Below are 16786 nucleotides of genomic sequence, written 5' to 3'. Positions count from 1 at the left end.
CCGTGTCGTCCCGTCCGGACCCTTCTGGCCCGCGCTCGTTCGCACGGCGACTCGCGAGCCGCGGCCGCGCTCGGATCGCCCGCGCGGATCGGCTCACGCTCGCGGCCGTCGTCGTCGCCGTCGGATTCGGGGCCCTCGTCTTCGCGATCGCCGCGACCGTCTTCGCGTACCACTCCACCAACCACGACGAGGGGGTGTACCTCATGCAGGCTTCGATGCTGCTCTCCGGGCAGCTGGAGCTACACGCGGGCGCGCTCGCAGACGCCTTCCACCCGTGGTTCTTCGTCGAGGACGAGGGTCGGCTCTACCCGAAGTACAGTCCCGTCCCCGCCGCGATGTACGCGGTCTCGATGGCGCTTTTCGGTGAGCCGCGGATCACGCTCGCCGCGGTCGCCGCCGGCAACGCGGCGCTCGTGTACCTGCTCGGTGCGTCGGTCTTCGGTCGCCGGGCCGGCCTCGCGGCCGCCGTCCTGTTCGCGGCCTCGCCGATGGCGGTGGCCACCTCCGCGGTCTTCTTTCCGTACGCGCCTACGACGTTCTTCAACCTCTGCTTCGCGGTCGCGTACCTTCGGGGCGTGCGGGACGAGTCGGTGCCGGCGGCCGGCGTCGCCGGGACCGCGATCGGGGTGGCGTTCTTCGCGCGGCCGTACACCGCGGTGCTCTTCGCGGCGCCGTTCATCCTGCACGCACTGGTCCGAGTCGGTGCCGCGGTCCGGAACGCGGGTCTGCGCCCGCTTCCGGGCCCCGTGCGTCGCCACGGGCTCACGGCGCTGTTCGGAACCCTGTTCGTCGGCGTCACCCTCGCGTACAACCTCCGGATGACCGGGTCGCCGCTCACGTTCCCGTACGAGGCGTTCGCACCGATGGACGGCCCCGGTTTCGGTGAGCGCCGACTCCTCGGTCACTCGGCCGACTACACCCCGGAGCTCGCGGTGCGCTCGAACGGCTACGCGCTGTGGTTCCTCCTGACGCGGTGGGTCGCGGCCGGTCCGATCGGGACCGCTCTCGCGCTCGCCGGCGGTGCGCTGGCGGTTCGCCGGTGGCGACGCGGGACGCGCGCCGCTGTCGGAGTCGGTGTGACGGACGCGGATGACCCCCGGTTCGAGCGTACCGCCGGGCTCCTCGTCGGCGGTATCGCGGGTTCCGTCGTCGTCGGGAACCTGTTCTTCTGGGGGACCCACAACGCGCTCGCGACGCTCTCCGACCCGACCGACGGGTTCGTCTCGCAGTTCGGGCCGTTCTACCACTTCGACCTGCTCGTGCCGCTGTCGGTGTTCGGCGGGATCGCGGTCGGCGCCGCGTGGCGGGCGCTCCCGGCGGTCCGCCGGCGCCTCGGCGACGCGTTCTCGGCGCGGGCCGCCCGCGCGATCGTCGCTGTCGCGGTCGTCCTCGCGCTGGTCACGGCCGGCGTCGCGGGCGCCGCGGCCGTCTCGACGCCGATCGATCGGAACGCGTCCCTCGCCGACAAGTACGAGACGGCCTACGAGCCGATCGAGGCGGCCGAGTTCGACGACGACCTCGTGTTTATCCCGACGCCCTACGGCGAGTGGCAGAACCACCCGTTCCAGTCGCTCCGAAATGACCCAGGGCTCGACGGCGAGGTGGTGTACGCGCTCGACCGCGACCCGGTCGAGGACTTCGCGGTGATCGACGCGTACCCCGACCGCGAGCTTCACCGGTACGCGTATCAGGGGGAGTGGACGCCGGACCCGACCCGACACGTCGCGCCGAAGCTCGAACCGCTCGACGTTCGCGAGGGGGGACGGGTCGAGGCGACGACGACCGTCGGCGTCCCCGAACGCGTCGAGAGCGCGCGGATCCGGGTGGAGGCCGTGCGCGGCGGCAGCGAGGAGACCGCAGGTGACGCGGGAACCGCGGTCGGCGACGGCTTCGCGAGCAGCGTCGTGACCGACCCGGACGGCTCGCTCTCGGTCGACTGGTCGGTCGGTCCCGATGGGGTGCGGCTCGCCGGCGCGCCGAACGCGACCGTCCCGATCGCCCCCGAGGGCGACGAGGTCATCGTGACGGTGACGCTCGTCGATCCGGCGGGCTCGACGTTCACCTACCGGCAGGAGGCGGCGGTTCGGGTCGCGGGTGGCGATGTCGCGGACGAGGGTGTCGAAGGCGACGGGGTCGAAGGCGACCGCGTCGAGGTCGTCTGGCCCCCCGAGCGCTCGGTGTGCCGGCTGGTCACCGAGTGCGGGACCGAGGGGACGTACCTCCCCGAGGACCCGGACGCCCACGCCGAGTGGGTGGTCTTCGAGACGGATGCTGACGGCGTCGAAGCTGACGGATAGCGACGATCTACTCGTCGGTATTTATAAGCGGTTGCCAACAGATCGACGGTGAACGTTTCTAAAGCCCCAGTCGCGACGACTCGGGGGCCTTGCTGCGCGCCTCGCTCAGTCGCTTGCGCTCCTTCGCTGCAGTGCTTGCCGCGGCCGCCTTCGTCCTCGCGACTGCCCTTTGAGTCCCACCCCGCACAGCACCGCCCCGCACCTCACCCCTCCCCAGCCTCGTCAGCCGCCCTCCGCGTTGCTCCGGGCGACTGACTCCCTCGCGGGCTCCTCGCGGGCCGGTGGCCCGCTCGGAGGCGCGCCACCGCCTCATCTACTTATAAACACTCGGCTCCGATAGCTCGTGGTACTGAAAAAGCCCTTCCGCCTTCGAGGCCCGGCTCAGTCCTCAGAACCGTCGCAGCCGCTCTTCGAGGCAGACGGTCACGATCGACTTCGCGATGGCGGCGCCGCCCTCGATCGGATCGAGCTTCGTCTCGCCCAGTCGCTCGGCGTACTCGATCGGCTCCTCGCGCACGTCGTAGCCGCGCATCAGGGGGCGGATCAGCAGCTCGGCGGAGAGGCCCGTGTTCTCGGTCCACCCGATCTCCTGCACGACCTCGCGCCGGTACGCGCGCATCCCGGTCGTCGTGTCGTGGACGCGCTCGCCCATGAGGAGGGACGCGAGCGCCGCGAACGCCTGATTCCCGAACCGGTTGAACGCCGGCATCGACTTCGCGCCGTGGTAGAGCCGGTCGCCGCTGACCACGTCGGGGCCCTCGTTGATCGCATCGAGGAAGTCGGGGAGTCGGTCCATCGGGTAGGTGTCGTCGCAGTCGGTCGTGACGACGACCGAGCGGTCGGGCGTCAGGACCGCCTCCCGGACGGCGACCCCGTACCCCTGCGGCTCCTGCTCGATCACGGTCGCGCCGTGCTCGCGAGCGATCTCGGGCGTCCGGTCCGAGGAGCCGTCGACGCAGACGACCTCGGCGCGCCCGTCGGTGACGCGCTCGATGTCGTCGAGGACGGTCCCGATCGCCTCCTCCTCGTTGTACGTCCCCATCACGACGCTCAGGTCGTCGAAGGTGTAGCGGTCGGTGTCGCCGTCGACGGCCGTCCCGTCGGCCGCGTCGTCGGCGTGTCCGTTCGCGTCGATGTCGACGGAGTCGGCTCCGTCGGTCGCCTCGTCGTCGGGCGCCGTGATCGAACTCATTACCTCCGAGGTGCCGCCCCACCCACTTGAATTTTTAGGTTTACCTAAAGCAGCTGTTAGAGGCGTTCCCGAACGTCGTCGGCGACGCGCAGCGCGAGCGCGGCGATCGTCAGCGTGGGGTTCATCGCGCCGCTCGTGGGGAAGACGGAGCTGGACGCGATCCAGCAGTTGTCCAGGTCGTGGGTCCGGCAGTCGGCGTCGACGACGCCGGCGTCGGGGTCCGCGCTCATCCGGGTGGTTCCCATGTGGTGGTAGGCGGGGCCGGTCGCGTCGGGGCCCGCGACCCACTCGATCTCGGCGCCGAGCGCCTCCAGTACCGCTCGCTGGACCTCGTTCGCGCGCTCGATCGTCCGGAGGGCGCGATCGCCGACGTTCCAGTGGATCTCGGGGACCGGGTTACCGCGGTCGTCGGTGCGGTCGGGGTCGAGTCCGACGTAGCTGTCCGCCCGCGGGAGCTGTTCGACCAGCCCGCCCATCGCCACGTGGGTGCCGTAGCCGTCGCGGAGCCGCGCTAAGAGGTCGTCCCCCCAGTCGTCGCCGGTCAGCGCCTGCTCGACCGGCGAGGGGCCGGCGTAGTTGAAGAACTCCAGCTTGAACGGCCCGACCGACTCGTCCGCCTCGTCGTAGAACTGGTCGCACGCGCTCGTGTAGAACCCGACGTGGTTCTGGCGGGTCGGCTCGTCGAGGGTACCGCCGACGCCCGCGAACAGGTGGTCCATGAAGAACTTCCCGACCGTCCCGCTGGAGTTGGCGAGGCCGTCGGGGTACCGGTCCGACTCCGAGAGCAGCAGGAGCCGCGGCGTCTCCACGCCGCCGCAGGCGACGACGAAGGCGTCGGCGGTCTGCCGGTGCTCCTCGCCGTCGGGCGTCGCGTACACCGCGGCGGTGACGCGGTCGGCGTCGTGTTCGAGCCGCTGGACCGGCGCTCGGTCGATGACGGTCGCACCCCGCTCTTCCGCGCGGTCGACGTGGACCGTCGCGTCGTACTTCGCGCCGGCCGGACAGACGGGCTGGCAGGTGCCGTAGCCGACGCAGGCGGAGCGGTCGTCGTACGCCTCCGAGTTGCGCGCGTTCGGCACCGAGTGCATGTCGATCCCCAGCTCCTCGCAGGCCTCCGCGAACAGCGAGTCGCTGTAGGAGGGCTCGAACGCGGGCATCGGATGCGGCTCCTCGCGCGGCGGCGCGTAGGGGTTGTCGGAGGCGCCCGCGACGCCCAGTTCCTTCTCCGCCTCGGCGTAGTACGGTCGGAGGTCGGCGTAGTCGATCGGCCAGTCCGGGCCGACGCCGCGCTCGGTCTCCGAGTTGAAATCGTCCTCGTGGAGCCGCATCACCATCCCCTGCCAGTGGAGCGTCGACCCGCCCACTCCCTTGACGCGGGCGTGATTCAGCGGGTAGAACCACTCGCCCGAGTTGGCGTGGGCGTCGCGCTCGCCGCCCACGTCCCACACGTCGGGTCGGTCGGACGACGGTCGGATCGCTCGCTCCTGTCGCGCGAGCCGGTCCGCGGGATCGAACCGAGGGCCGGCGTCGAGGACGACCACGTCGTGGTCGGCCGCCAGCCGGTCCGCGACGAGCGCGCCCGCGGGACCGGCGCCGACGACGCAGACGTTCGCGTTCGCGACGGGCGAGCGGTCGACGTCACGGTTCGCGTCCCCCGCGCTCATCGCGGGCCCCGCCGGTAGCTCTCGGTCCCGCCGGGGTGGCCCTGCGGGTTCTCCAGTCCCACCAGCTCGCCGCCGGTCGGCGAGGCGTACAGCGCGAGCAACAGCTCGTTGACGACGTGGTACCGCACCCGCTCGGCGAGCGTTCCGTCGGGGTTCTCGTCGGCGGTGTCGGCGCCGACCTCGCGGAGGAGGCCGTCCCGGTCGGCCTCGGAGAGCTCGGCGACCGGTGCGTCGTACCACGAGTGAGCCGCTTCGTCGAGGTCGCCGACCGCCGCGCGCAGCTCCGTCGCGCGCGCCGACCCGTCGAGCCGGCCGTCGAGGAACCCGTCGACGAACTCCTCGACGCCGTCGACCTCGCTCGGGTAGACCACGGTCGCGATCGCGGTCATCGCCGCCCGAACGGTTGCCTCGTCAGGGATCGCGTCGCCCTCCCCGTCGGGATCGCCTTCGCCGACCGTCCCTTCGGCGTCGTCGCGGCCGTCCCCGTCGCTCGACCGCCGGGCGGCGACGGCGACGCCACCGGTCGCGCCCACGGCGGCCAGCGCCGCCACCGCGTCGCGCCGCGTCAGTTCCATATCGGATTTAGGTCTCCCTAAACTATTATATCCGTCGGACCCGAACGCGGACCCGTCCGCCGCCCCCGACCGCTGTACCGATGGCCGAGGCGGATCGCAACTGCTAACGGTCGGTGCGGCCTCCCTCCGCTAAGACCCGCCCTTTCCGGACTATGAACTGGACACGCCGGATCCGAGATATCGTGACGGACGGCGACGGCCGGCTACCGGTGGGGCTGACGCTGCTCTCGGCCGCCATCGCCGGAACGCTGGTGTTCCCGCTGGCCTGGCTGGTGATCAGGGCGGTCACCGTCGATCGGTCGCGGGCGACGGAGCTGCTGTTCAGCCGCGAGACCGTCGATATCCTGGTGAACAGCCTGCTGTTGATGGGCGGCGTCACCGCCTTCTCGATCCTGCTGGGCGTGCCCCTGGCGTACCTGACGGCGCGGACCGACCTCCCCTTCCGCCGGTTCTGGTCGATCGCCGTCGCGCTCCCGCTCGTCGTGCCGAGCTACGTCGGCGCGTTCTCCTTCGTCTCGGCGTTCGGCCCCCGCGGCGAGTTCCACGACCTGCTCGCGCCGCTGGGGGTCGAGCGGCTCCCCGACATCTACGGGCTCCCGGGGGCGATCCTCGTCATCACCCTCTACACGTATCCGTACGTCTACCTGACGACCCGCGCCGCCCTCCTCTCGCTCGACACGACGCTGATCGAGGCGGCGCGGACGCTGAACCACGGGCGGTTCGAGGCGTTCCGCCGCGTGACGCTCCCCGTGATTCGCCCCGCGGTCGCCGCCGGGTCCCTCCTGGCGGCGCTGTACGCGGTGTCAGACTTCGGGACGCCGACGATCATGCGGCTCCCCGTGTTCACCCGCCAGATCTACGTCGAGTACAACTCCTTCGGGAGCGACTACGCCGCCCTGCTCTCCCTGCAGTTGCTCGCCGTCGTGCTCGTCGTCCTCGCGCTGGAGCGGCTGGTCCGGTCCGACCGCAACGCGCACGGCGACGACGCGGGCAACACCGACCGGCTCGTCGGGCTGGGGCGCTGGCGCTGGCCGGCGACGCTCCTCCCCGCGTCGGTGTCCGCGGTCGCGCTCCTCGTCCCGCTGTGGATCCTCCTCCTGTGGCTCGTCCGCACCGACACCGGTCGCCGCCCCTCGATGGCGTTCGAGTGGGTGCAGGCGCTCAACTCGGTGTCGGTCGCCGTGGCGGCCGCCGTCGTCGCCGCGCTCGCGGCGCTGCCCGTCGCGTACTTCGCCGCGAACCACGACACCCCGCTGTCGACGCTGTTCGAGCGGGCGACCTACGTCGGCTTCGCGGTCCCCGGGATCGTGTTGGCGCTCGCGTTGGTCTACTTCGGGTCGAGCTACCTCCCGTGGCTCTACCAGACGCTCCCCCTCCTGGTGTTCGCGTACGTCGTCCGGTTCCTGCCGCAGGTCGTCGGGTCGACGCGGACCTCGATCCTGGGCGTCGACCCGCGGCTCGTCGAGGCGAGCCGAGCGCTCGGCGAGTCGTCGATGGGCTCGTTCCGGCGCGTGACGTTTCCCCTCGTCAGATCCGGGATCGTCGCCGGCGCGGCCCTCGTGTTCCTCACGACGATGAAGGAGCTCCCGGTCACGCTCATCCTCCGCCCCTCCGGCTTCGAGACGATCGTCACGCAGATCTGGCGCGCGCAGGAGTCCGGGCTCTACCAGTACGCCGTCGTCCCCACCCTCCTGCTCCTCGTCATCTCCGGGCTCTCGATGGTCGTCATGCTCGCGCAGGAGGGCGGCGAGGAGGGGCTCTGAACGGGCGGCGATTCCGGCGTCGGGGGCGGGTTCGCCTTCGATCGGTCCGGCCGTCTCCGGGTGGTCCGCCGTGCGGCGGCGCTCACGGGTGCGCCGCCGCGGGTCGAGCGCACGTCCCGCCGATCTCCCCCTCGCGCCCCGCTTCGGAAGGGCCTTTTAGGCCGACCGACGAACGGACGGTATGTTCAGGCAGTTCCGGTCGGAGGTCGCCGACGCGCTCGGCGACGCGCTCGACGCGTTGGACCTCCCGACCGACGACCTCGGCATCGAACGCCCGCCCGACGACATGGACGCGACGCTCGCCTCCAGCGTCGCCTTCCGGCTCGCGGGCGAGGTCGGCGACGCGCCCCCGAACGTGGCCGCGACGGTCGCCGACGCCGTCGACATCGCGGGGTACGGCTATATCGACGCGGTCGACACCGCCGGGCCGTACGTCAACTTCCACGCCGGCGAGCGCTACCTCGCCGACACCCTCGACGCGGCCGCTCCCGACGCGAGCTACGGCGCGCTCCCCGACCGGGACACCTCGGTGGTCGTCGAACACACGAGCGCGAACCCGACCGGCCCGGTCCACGTCGGCCGCGCGCGCAACCCGATCGTCGGCGACGCGGTCGCGAATCTCATGGAGTACGCGGGCTACGACGTGGACCGCCACTACTACGTCAACGACGCGGGCCGCCAGATGGCGGTGTTCACGTGGGCTGTCTCTTATACACATCTNCGAGCCCGCCCGCGACCGCGCCGAGTACGATCTCGTGCGTTACTACCGCAAGGGGAACGCCTTCCTCGAGGAGGCCGAGCCGGAGGCGGTCGAGGCCGCGGAAGACGAGATCGCCGCCATCTTGCAGGGATTGGAGGCCGGCGACGAGGAGACGTACGAGCGCGTCGGCGAGGTCGTCGACGCGGTCCTCGGCGGGATGAAGGACTGTCTGGCGCGGCTCCCCGCCGAGTTCGACGAGTTCGTCAAGGAGACGCGGTTCATGCGGGACGGCTCCACCGACGAGATCGCCGAGCGGCTCAAGGAGACCGACCACGCCGTCTACGAGGAGGACGCGTGGCAGCTGGAGCTCGACGACTGGGGGATCGACAAGAACCTCGTCTTCCTGCGCTCTGACGACACCAGCCTCTACACCACCCGCGACCTGGCGCACCACGAGTGGAAGTTCGCCAACTACGACCAGGCCGTGACGGTGCTCGGCGAGGACCACAAGCTGCAGGCCGACCAGCTCGACGCGACCCTCGAGCTGCTCGGTAACGACACCGACCGGCTCGGCCACGTCATCTACTCGTACGTCAACCTCCCCGAGGGGAAGATGTCCACCCGGCGAGGCACCGGCGTGATGCTCGACGACCTGCTCGACGAGGCGATCGACCGCGCCCGCGAGGCGGTCGAGCGCCGGATGGACGACCGGATCCGCGACGACGACCTCACCGAGGCGGACGTGGAGCGCATCGCCCACCAGGTCGGGATCGGCGCGGTCCGGTACGACATCGTCTCGAAGCAGCCCGCGAAGGCGATCACCTTCGAGTGGGAGGACGCGCTCGACTTCGAGGGGCAGTCCGCGCCGTTCGTCCAGTACGTCCACGCGCGCTGTTGCGGGATCCTCGACGAGGCGGCCGACGCCGGCGTCGAGGTCCCGGGGGTGACGGAAGACGCCGACGGGGTCGTCGACGCCGGCGCGCTCGACGTCGACGCCGCGGTCTTCGAGACCGAGGCGGCCCGCGACCTCCTCCGCGAGGTCGCTCGCTTCCCGGCCGCGATCGAGTCGGCGGCGGACGACCTGGAGCCGCACACGATCGCCACGTTCACCCGCGAGTTCGCCGACGCGTACAACGCTTTTTATCGGGAGTGCCCCGTCGTGACCGCCGAGAGCGACGAGCTGCGGGCCGCCCGCGTCGCGCTCGTCGCGGCCGCGAAGCACACGATGGCCAACGCGCTGGACGTGCTCGGCGTCGAGGCGCCCGAGTCGATGTAGGATCGGGGCGATTGGATCAGTCGTTCGGTTTTCTTCGATTGGGGTGGTGTCATCGTCGGTGCGGTGAACACTTCCAAAGCCCCAGTCGCTCGCTTATAAACGGCTACAGATGGATCGGCGGTGAACACTTCCAAAGCCCCAGCCGCGAGGACTCACGCGACTCGCTGCGCTCCTCGCTCAGTCGCTACCGCTCCTTCGCTGTGGTGCTTGTGTCGTCGTGCTTCGTCCTCGCGGCAGCGAGGCGCTTCGCGCCTCTGGAAGCCGGCGGCGCAGCCGCCGGCGACTGCCCCTTTGAGTCCCACCCAACCGCCCCGTACCGCACCTCGCGCCTCCCCAGCCTCGTCGGTCGCCCTTCGCGTTGCTTCGGGCGACCGACTCCCTCGCGCGCGCTGCTCGGCCGCGACGCGGCCTCGCAGGCACGCGCCACCGCCAATTGTTTATAAACGACCCGGCGATCGGCCGCCCGTGCGATCCGGTACCGTCGCACTGGCGGGAAGGTCAAAGCTTACTTACACGCACGCCGCCGTAGTTCGGGTAATGAGTAGCGACGCCCAAGAGGCGAGCGAGGACCGGCGGAAGTACGAGTTCCGCAAGGTCATCGAGGAGCTCCGCGACTTCGAGGGCTCCGGCACGCAGCTCGTCACCATCTACATCCCCGAGGATCGGCAGGTCTCCGACGTGGTCGCCCACGTCACACAGGAACACAGCGAGGCGTCCAACATTAAATCCAAGCAGACCCGGACGGCCGTCCAGGACGCGCTCACCTCGATCAAGGACCGCCTCCGCTACTACGACACCTACCCGCCCGAGAACGGGATGGTGATCTTCTCGGGGGCGATCGACGCCGGCGGCGGCCAGACCGACATGGTCACCCGGACGCTGGAGTCGCCCCCGCAGCCCGTCGAGTCGTTCCGCTACCACTGCGACTCCGAGTTCCTCACGGAGCCGCTCGAACACATGCTGGAGGACTCCGGGCTGTTCGGGCTCATCGTCTTGGACCGCCGCGAGGCCAACGTCGGCTGGCTCAAGGGCAAGCGGGTCGTGCCTGTCAAGTCCGCCTCCTCGCTCGTCCCCGGCAAGCAGCGGAAGGGGGGTCAGTCAGCCCAGCGGTTCGCCCGCCTGCGGCTCGAAGCGATCGACAACTTCTACCAGGAGGTCGCGGGGATGGCGGACGACCTGTTCGTCGACAAGCGCCACGAGCTCGACGGCATCCTCGTGGGCGGTCCCTCGCCGACGAAAGACGAGTTCCTCGACGGCGACTACCTCCACCACGAGCTGCAGGACAAGGTTCTCGGCAAGTTCGACGTGGCGTACACCGACGAGTCCGGGCTGAAGGACCTCGTCGACAACGCCAGCGAGGCGCTCGCCGATCAGGAGATCGTCGAGGACAAACGCCACATGGACGAGTTCTTCGAGAAGCTCAACACCGGCGAGGAGGCCACCTACGGCTTCGATCAGACCCGGCGAAACCTGATCATGGGCTCCGTCGACCGCCTGCTCATCTCCGAGGACCTCCGCTCCGACGTTGTCGTCTACGAGTGCCCGAACGGCCACGACGAGTACGAGGTGGTCGACGCGCGACACTCCACCCCCTCACACGAGTGCTCGGAGTGCGGCGAGGAGGCCGACGTCGACGAGCGCGAGGACGTGATCGAACACCTGATGGCGATCGCGGAACAGCGCGGCACCGACACCAAGTTCATCTCCACCGACTTCGAGAAGGGCGAACAGCTGCTCGACGCGTTCGGCGGCATCGCGGGTATTCTGCGGTACTCGACGGGCGTGTAAGCGGACGCCGAAAAACCGCTCCCCTCAGATTTCTCCCGCTCTACTGCTCCGGCTCGACGGGCGCCGCCGCGATCTCCAGACACGCGCAGGCGTCCGTCTCGGGGTCGAAACAGTCCGGACACTCCGGCTCTCGGTCGATGATCGTGTCGAGCCGGTCGGCGACGGTGTCGTCGATGACCGCCTCCAGCTCGCGAGCCTCGGCCTGGAACTCCTCGACCGCGAGCACGTTCGCGAGGAAGCGCTCGATGATACAGTAGGTCTGGAGCGCGTCGCGTGCCCGCACGATCCCGTCGTCGGTGAGTCGGACCCCCTTGTACTTCTCGTGCTCGGCGAGCCCGCGGTCTTCGAGCTTCCCGATCATCTCGTTGGCGCTCGCCGGGCTGACGCCGAGCGAATCGGCGATCGACCCGGTCGAGGCGGGACCGTCTTCCTGCTTCTGTACGACGTATATCGTCTTGAGGTACTGGTCTGCGGTGTTCACGGCTTCCCTCCGTCGGCGCTCGTCGTCGGTTCGATCCCCCGGTTCATCGTCGCTCCATGACGGCCGTCACTTCGCTGACCCCCTCGGCCTCGTCCTCGCGGATCGCGTGGAGCTCGTCGAGGAGCTCCGCGCGGTCGAGCGAGAACTCGGCGTCCGACTCCTCGATCGCCTGGATGAGGTCGTCGTAGAACTTGTAGGCGGTCTCCTCGTTACACAGCTGGTCGTACAACACGCCGTCGAAGTCCTCGGGTTGGGTCCGGCCGTATCGCGCGTCAACGAGCGACTCGATCTCGTCGAAGGGAACGCTGTCGACGCCGAGCCCCTCGATCAGCGACTCCAGCCGCTGGCGGTGTTCCGCCGACTCCTCGGCGGCGTCCGCGAGCAGCGTCTCGACCTCCTCGTCGAGTTCGGCGTCGAGGCTCTGGTAGTGGTGGTGCGCCCGTGCCTCCACGACCTCCTCCAGCACGATCCCGATCTGCAACAGCCGGGCGAGCTGGTCGTCGGAGGCGATCCGCTGGCTCACGCTCACGGCGACCACCCGTCACCGTTCGATACGCCCGTTCGCATACACGTCAACTCAGGTGTAGTCCGACTTAAGGAGTTCCCCTCCGACGCGGCGTTTTATATGCCGAGCCAGTCGTCGTTCCGGACCTGGTGTCCCTCCTGTCGGCAGACTTTCGCCGCCTGTCGACGGATCTGTCGCGAGGTCGGGAGCGTCTCCTTCTCCCGGATCCGGTCGACGACCCAGTCGCGGACGACGCCGATCGCTTCGTCGTCGTCGTCTGGGCTGACCCGTTCGAGCTCGAGGAAGGTCTTCTCGTAGGCGTCGTACTGCGAGCCGTCGAGCTCCTCGTTCGGCAGCGCCTCGCTGGCCTCCACGATCCGCTTCATCGCCGTGGCGACCGTTGGTCGCTGTATCCGAACGCGGACGCGGTCCGGAGAGTCGAACACCGCCCGGTCCGTGTTCGGGACCAACTGTTCGACGGTGTACCGCTCCGTGGGAGAGGCGATCTCGCGGTCACCGATCGTCGCGACGATCTCCATCCCGGTGACCGGGAACTCCAGCTGTTCGAGCTCCGCTTCGAACTCTCCGAGATCATCGGGGTCGAGTTCCGGTTCCGGCTCGTCGCCGCGTTCCAGCTCCGCGTCGACGTCGCGCCGCCGCTGACGGTCGTCCTCGTTGCGCGCCTGTTTCTCTCGTCCGTCCTTGTCGTCTGCCATTCCCGTACCTACGGCTCTCGACTGTTTAGTCCTGTAGGTAATATGAAAATAATTCGTTATTGAAATAATGAACGTCACGGCCGATCGGTTCATCGAGCTTCTCAGCGTCGTGATAAAATCGGCGTCGCCCGTCGACGGACGACTCTTACTGCAGGCGCTCGAAGACGAGTTCCTCGACGTCGTCGCGGAACTCGTCGACGGCGATCTCCTCTAACACGGGGACGAAGAAGCCCTCGACGAGCATGTTCCGCGCCGTGTGCGAGTCGATGGTGCGGCTCTCCAGGTAGAACAGGTCCTCTGCGTCGACCTGTCCGACCGTCGCGGAGTGAGAGGCCTCGGTGTCGTGGTTGTGGATGATCAGCTTCGGCGACGCGTCGGCCTCGGCGTCGTCCGACAGCATCAGCGTGTTCTCGCGCTGGTAGCTGGAGGTGTTCCAGGCCTCGTTACCGACGTCTTGGACGCCCTCGTAGACGGACCGGGCCACGTCGTCGAGCACGCCGCGCGTGACGAGGTCGGCCGTCGTGTGTTCGGCCTGGTGCCAGACGCGGGCGTTGATGTCGAAGTGCTGGTCGTCGGTGCCGAAGAACGTCCCGACGATCTGGCTCTCGGCGCCGTCGCCGTTCAGCTCCGACTCCACGTCGGAGCGCGTCAGCTTCGACCCGAAGTTGCTCTCGATCCAGTCGACGGTGCCGTAGACGCCGACGTCGGCGCGCTTCAGCGAGTAGGTGTACGTGTCGTCGTCGAGGTTCTGGAGCGACCCGAACTGGACGCTCGCGTTCTCGCCCGCGGCGATCTCGACGAGGTTCGAGAAGTACCGGTCGTCACCGACCTCGTCGTCGCCCGACTCGATCGACTCGAGGATCGTCACCGACGACGACTCCTCGGCGACGACGAGCGTCTGGCTGAACAGCGAGCGGGAGTTCATCTCCGCGCGCACCGTCACGTCTTCGACGTCGACGCCCTCTGGGACGTAGACGAACGTGCCGGTGGTGAACAGCGCGACCGACAGCGCGGTGAGGTAGTTGTGTTCGGGGTCGAGCACCGAGCCGAAGTTCGCCTCGATGATGTCGCCGTACTCGTCGAACGCCTCGGTGAAGGGGAGCACGACGACCTCGTCGTCGCCGGCGGACCGCTCCGTGGCGTCGGACTGGTTCAGGGGGTCGACGAGCGCCTCGAAGTCGAGCGCCTCCAGGTCGGTCCAGCGGCGCCCGGGCGTCTGGATCACGTCCGGCAGCTCGGCCGACTCCAGCGCGGACAGCGCGTTCAGACGGGTCTCCAAGAGCCACTCGGGCTCGTCGCGTTCCTCGGCGATGCGTCGTACCGTGTCCTCAGAGAGGCTCTCGATTGCTTGCGTGCTCATGTTATCCGAGCGAGCCCTCCATCTCCAGCTCGACGAGCCGGTTGAGCTCGACGGCGTACTCGATGGGCAGCTCCTCCGTGATGGGCTCGATGAAGCCCGAAACGATCATCTGCTTGGCGTCGTCGTCGTCGAGGCCGCGCGACTGCAGGTAGAAGATGTCCTCGTCGCCGATCTTGCCGACGGTCGCCTCGTGGGCGACGTCGACCTTCGACTCGTTGATCTCCATGTACGGCATGGTGTCGGAGGTCGACTCGTTGTCGAACATCAGCGCGTCGCACTCGACGGCGGTCGAGGAGTTCTCGGCGCCGTCGGCGATGTGGACGAGCCCGCGGTAGTTCGTGCGGCCGCCGTCCTTCGAGATCGACTTCGACTCGACGGTCGACTTGGTGTCGGGCGCGTTGTGGTACACCTTCGCGCCCGTGTCGATGTTCTGTCCCTCGCCCGCGAACGCGATGGTGATGTGGTTGTCGGAGGCGCCGCGGCCCTTCAGGATCGTCGACGGGTACAGCATCGTCGCTTTCGAGCCCATCGAGCCCGAGATCCACTCCATGCGTCCGCCCTTCTCGGCGATGGCGCGCTTCGTGTTCAGGTTGTACGTGTTCTTCGACCAGTTCTGCACCGTGGAGTACTGGACGTGGGCGTCCTCGCCGACGAACACTTCGACGCCGCCGGAGTGGAGGTTGAACGCCGAGTACTTCGGCGCGGAACAGCCCTCGATGTAGTGGACTTCGGAGCCCTCCTCGGCGATGATGAGCGTGTGCTCGAACTGGCCCATCCCCTCGGAGTTCATCCGGAAGTACGCCTGCACCGGCATGTCGACGGTGGTGTTCTCCGGGACGTAGACGAACGAGCCGCCGGACCAGATCGCGCCGTGGAGCGCCGCGAACTTGTTGTCGCTCGGGGGGACGCACTTCGTCATGAAGTGCTCGCGGACGAGCTCTTCGTGCTCCTGGACGGCCTCGTCCATGTTACAGAAGATGACGCCCTTCTCCTCCCACCGCTCCTGCATGTTCTGGTAGACGACTTCCGACTCGTACTGGGCGCCGACGCCGGAGAGCGCGTTCTTCTCGGCCTCCGGGATGCCCAGCTTGTCGAACGTGTCTTTGATCTCGTCCGGGAGTTCGGTCCAGTCGTCGACGCCGGCGCGGACGTCGACGTCCGGCCGGATGTACGGGATGATCTCGTCGACGTCGACCTCGCTCAGATCCGGCTGGCCGGGCCAGTCGGTCGGCATCGGCATCTCTTGGAACTGCTCGAGCGCGCGCAGGCGCCGCTCCAGCATCCACTCCGGTTCGTCTTTGTCCTCCGAGATGACGCGGACCGTCTCCTCGGTGAGGCCCTTCTCGGTCTGGAAGGCGGACTTCTCCTCCTTCTTAAACTCGAAGCGGGCCTCGGTGTCTGTCTCCTTCAGTTCGTCCTGTTGTGAGCTCATGATTTCGTGTTACGTCTTGCCTGATTTACGTGTATCGCGTGACTGGATTCGGTTACGCCGCCTCGAACGCGTCCTCGCGGACCCAGTCGTACCCCTCGTCCTCGAGCTTCTCGGCGAGCTCCGCGCCGCCGCTTTTGACGACCTCACCGTCTAACATTACGTGGACGTGGTCGGGCTCGACGTAGTCGAGGATCCGCTGGTAGTGCGTGATCTGGAGGACGCCCGTGCCCTGCTCGTCGCGGAGCGCGTTGATCCCCTTCGAGACGTCCTGGAGCCGGTCGATGTCGAGCCCGGAGTCGATCTCGTCGAGCACGGCGACGGCGGGCTCTAGCATCGCGGCCTGCAGGACCTCGTTCTGCTTCTTTTCGCCGCCGGAGAAACCGGCGTTGAGGTACCGCTGCATGAACTTCTCGTCCATGTCGAGCAGCTCCATCTTCTCAGAGAGGATCTCTTGGAACTCGGCGACGCCGATTTCGCCGTCGTCCGCGGGGCCCTCCATCGGGGACGTGTCGTACCCCCCCTCGTCGTCGTCCGCGTCGGCCTCCGCGGCGTCCTCGTCCTCGAACAGCTCCTCGCGCTCGTCTGCCTTCGCGTTGAGCGCCTGCCGGAGGAAGTTCGTCATGGTGACGCCCTCGATCTCTGCCGGGTACTGGAACCCGAGGAAGATCCCGAGCGCGGCCCGCTCGTTGGGCTCCAACTCGAGCAGCTCCCAGTGGTAGTCCTCGTCGTCGAGCTCGGCGTCGATGTCGGCAACGTCCGCCTCGTCGAGATGCAGGAGGACCTCGCCGCCGGTGACCTCGTACGCGGGGTGGCCGGCGATGACCTTCGCGAGCGTCGACTTGCCGGAGCCGTTCGGGCCCATCAGCGCGTGGATGTCCCCTGACTCGACCGTCAAGTCGACCCCACGAAGAATGCGTTCACCGTCCTCTTCCGCCACTCGTGCGTGAAGATCGTTGATTTCGAGAGTAGCCATATGTATTCTCGTGCCTCGTACGTTTACGGTGGTGGTTGAGGGGGTTAATGGTTACGCATCTCCC

The 16786-nt window shown here is 68.5% G+C and carries 12 protein-coding genes and 1 pseudogene; 4 read left to right on the top strand and 9 right to left on the bottom strand.

The genetic code is table 11. The annotated features are described in order from the left end of the window. Positions 1-2 precede the first annotated feature (2 nt). Positions 3-2297, top strand: a complete 2295-nt coding sequence (locus tag C469_RS07775; protein ID WP_008005397.1) for an ArnT family glycosyltransferase — start codon at positions 3-5, stop codon at positions 2295-2297. Between the two features lie 388 nt (positions 2298-2685). Here the strand turns inward: C469_RS07775 and C469_RS07770 are convergent, their stop codons facing one another. The 3 genes from C469_RS07770 to C469_RS07760 form a co-directional block, all read right to left on the bottom strand. Next, positions 2686-3339, bottom strand: a complete 654-nt coding sequence (locus tag C469_RS07770; RefSeq protein ID WP_241429991.1) for a dolichyl-phosphate hexose transferase — start codon at positions 3337-3339, stop codon at positions 2686-2688. Positions 3340-3545: 206 nt separating this feature from the next. After that, positions 3546-5153 (bottom strand): GMC family oxidoreductase, encoded by a 1608-nt coding sequence (locus C469_RS07765; RefSeq protein ID WP_008005393.1) that lies wholly within the window; start codon positions 5151-5153, stop codon positions 3546-3548. After that, the gene (locus tag C469_RS07760; RefSeq protein ID WP_008005391.1) at positions 5150-5728 is read right to left on the bottom strand and encodes a gluconate 2-dehydrogenase subunit 3 family protein; all 579 of its coding nucleotides are present in this window, start codon (positions 5726-5728) and stop codon (positions 5150-5152) included. The genes C469_RS07765 and C469_RS07760 overlap by 4 nt, the downstream gene beginning before the upstream one ends. A 152-nt stretch (positions 5729-5880) precedes the next feature. Here C469_RS07760 and C469_RS07755 point away from each other — a divergent pair, with 152 nt between their 5' ends. The 3 genes and pseudogenes from C469_RS07755 to prf1 all read left to right on the top strand — a co-directional run bounded on the left by C469_RS07755 (position 5881) and on the right by prf1 (position 11255). Further along, the gene (locus C469_RS07755) at positions 5881-7491 is read left to right on the top strand and encodes an ABC transporter permease (RefSeq protein WP_008005390.1); all 1611 of its coding nucleotides are present in this window, start codon (positions 5881-5883) and stop codon (positions 7489-7491) included. A gap of 181 nt (positions 7492-7672) precedes the next feature. Further along, positions 7673-9467, top strand: a pseudogene (gene argS, locus C469_RS07750) (arginine--tRNA ligase). Positions 9468-10004: 537 nt separating this feature from the next. Next, positions 10005-11255, top strand: coding sequence for a peptide chain release factor aRF-1 (prf1, locus tag C469_RS07745; RefSeq protein WP_008005388.1), 1251 nt, complete (start codon positions 10005-10007; stop codon positions 11253-11255). Between the two features lie 40 nt (positions 11256-11295). Here the strand turns inward: prf1 and C469_RS07740 are convergent, their stop codons facing one another. The 6 genes from C469_RS07740 to C469_RS07715 all read right to left on the bottom strand — a co-directional run bounded on the left by C469_RS07740 (position 11296) and on the right by C469_RS07715 (position 16722). Further along, a complete protein-coding gene (locus C469_RS07740; protein WP_008005387.1) occupies positions 11296-11736 on the bottom strand; it encodes a metal-dependent transcriptional regulator in 441 nt (146 codons plus the stop codon). Positions 11737-11779: 43 nt separating this feature from the next. Then, entirely contained in the window at positions 11780-12265 is a 486-nt protein-coding gene (locus tag C469_RS07735; RefSeq protein ID WP_008005386.1) for a hypothetical protein, read from the bottom strand. Positions 12266-12357: 92 nt separating this feature from the next. After that, on the bottom strand, positions 12358-12957 hold the full coding sequence (locus tag C469_RS07730; protein WP_008005385.1) for a DUF5789 family protein: 600 nt from the start codon (positions 12955-12957) through the stop codon (positions 12358-12360). Positions 12958-13102: 145 nt separating this feature from the next. Next, positions 13103-14317 (bottom strand): Fe-S cluster assembly protein SufD, encoded by a 1215-nt coding sequence (gene sufD / locus C469_RS07725; RefSeq protein ID WP_008005383.1) that lies wholly within the window; start codon positions 14315-14317, stop codon positions 13103-13105. A gap of 1 nt (position 14318) precedes the next feature. Beyond that, positions 14319-15749, bottom strand: coding sequence for a Fe-S cluster assembly protein SufB (gene sufB, locus C469_RS07720; protein WP_008005382.1), 1431 nt, complete (start codon positions 15747-15749; stop codon positions 14319-14321). Between the two features lie 52 nt (positions 15750-15801). Beyond that, positions 15802-16722, bottom strand: a complete 921-nt coding sequence (locus C469_RS07715; RefSeq protein ID WP_008005379.1) for an ABC transporter ATP-binding protein — start codon at positions 16720-16722, stop codon at positions 15802-15804. Positions 16723-16786 lie beyond the last annotated feature (64 nt).

The sequence above is a fragment of the Halorubrum lipolyticum DSM 21995 genome, from assembly GCF_000337375.1.
In the GTDB taxonomy this organism is placed as follows: Archaea; Halobacteriota; Halobacteria; order Halobacteriales; family Haloferacaceae; genus Halorubrum; species Halorubrum lipolyticum.
Note: the sequence above shows the minus strand (reverse complement) of the source record. Positions and strands in the feature narration are given on the sequence as shown.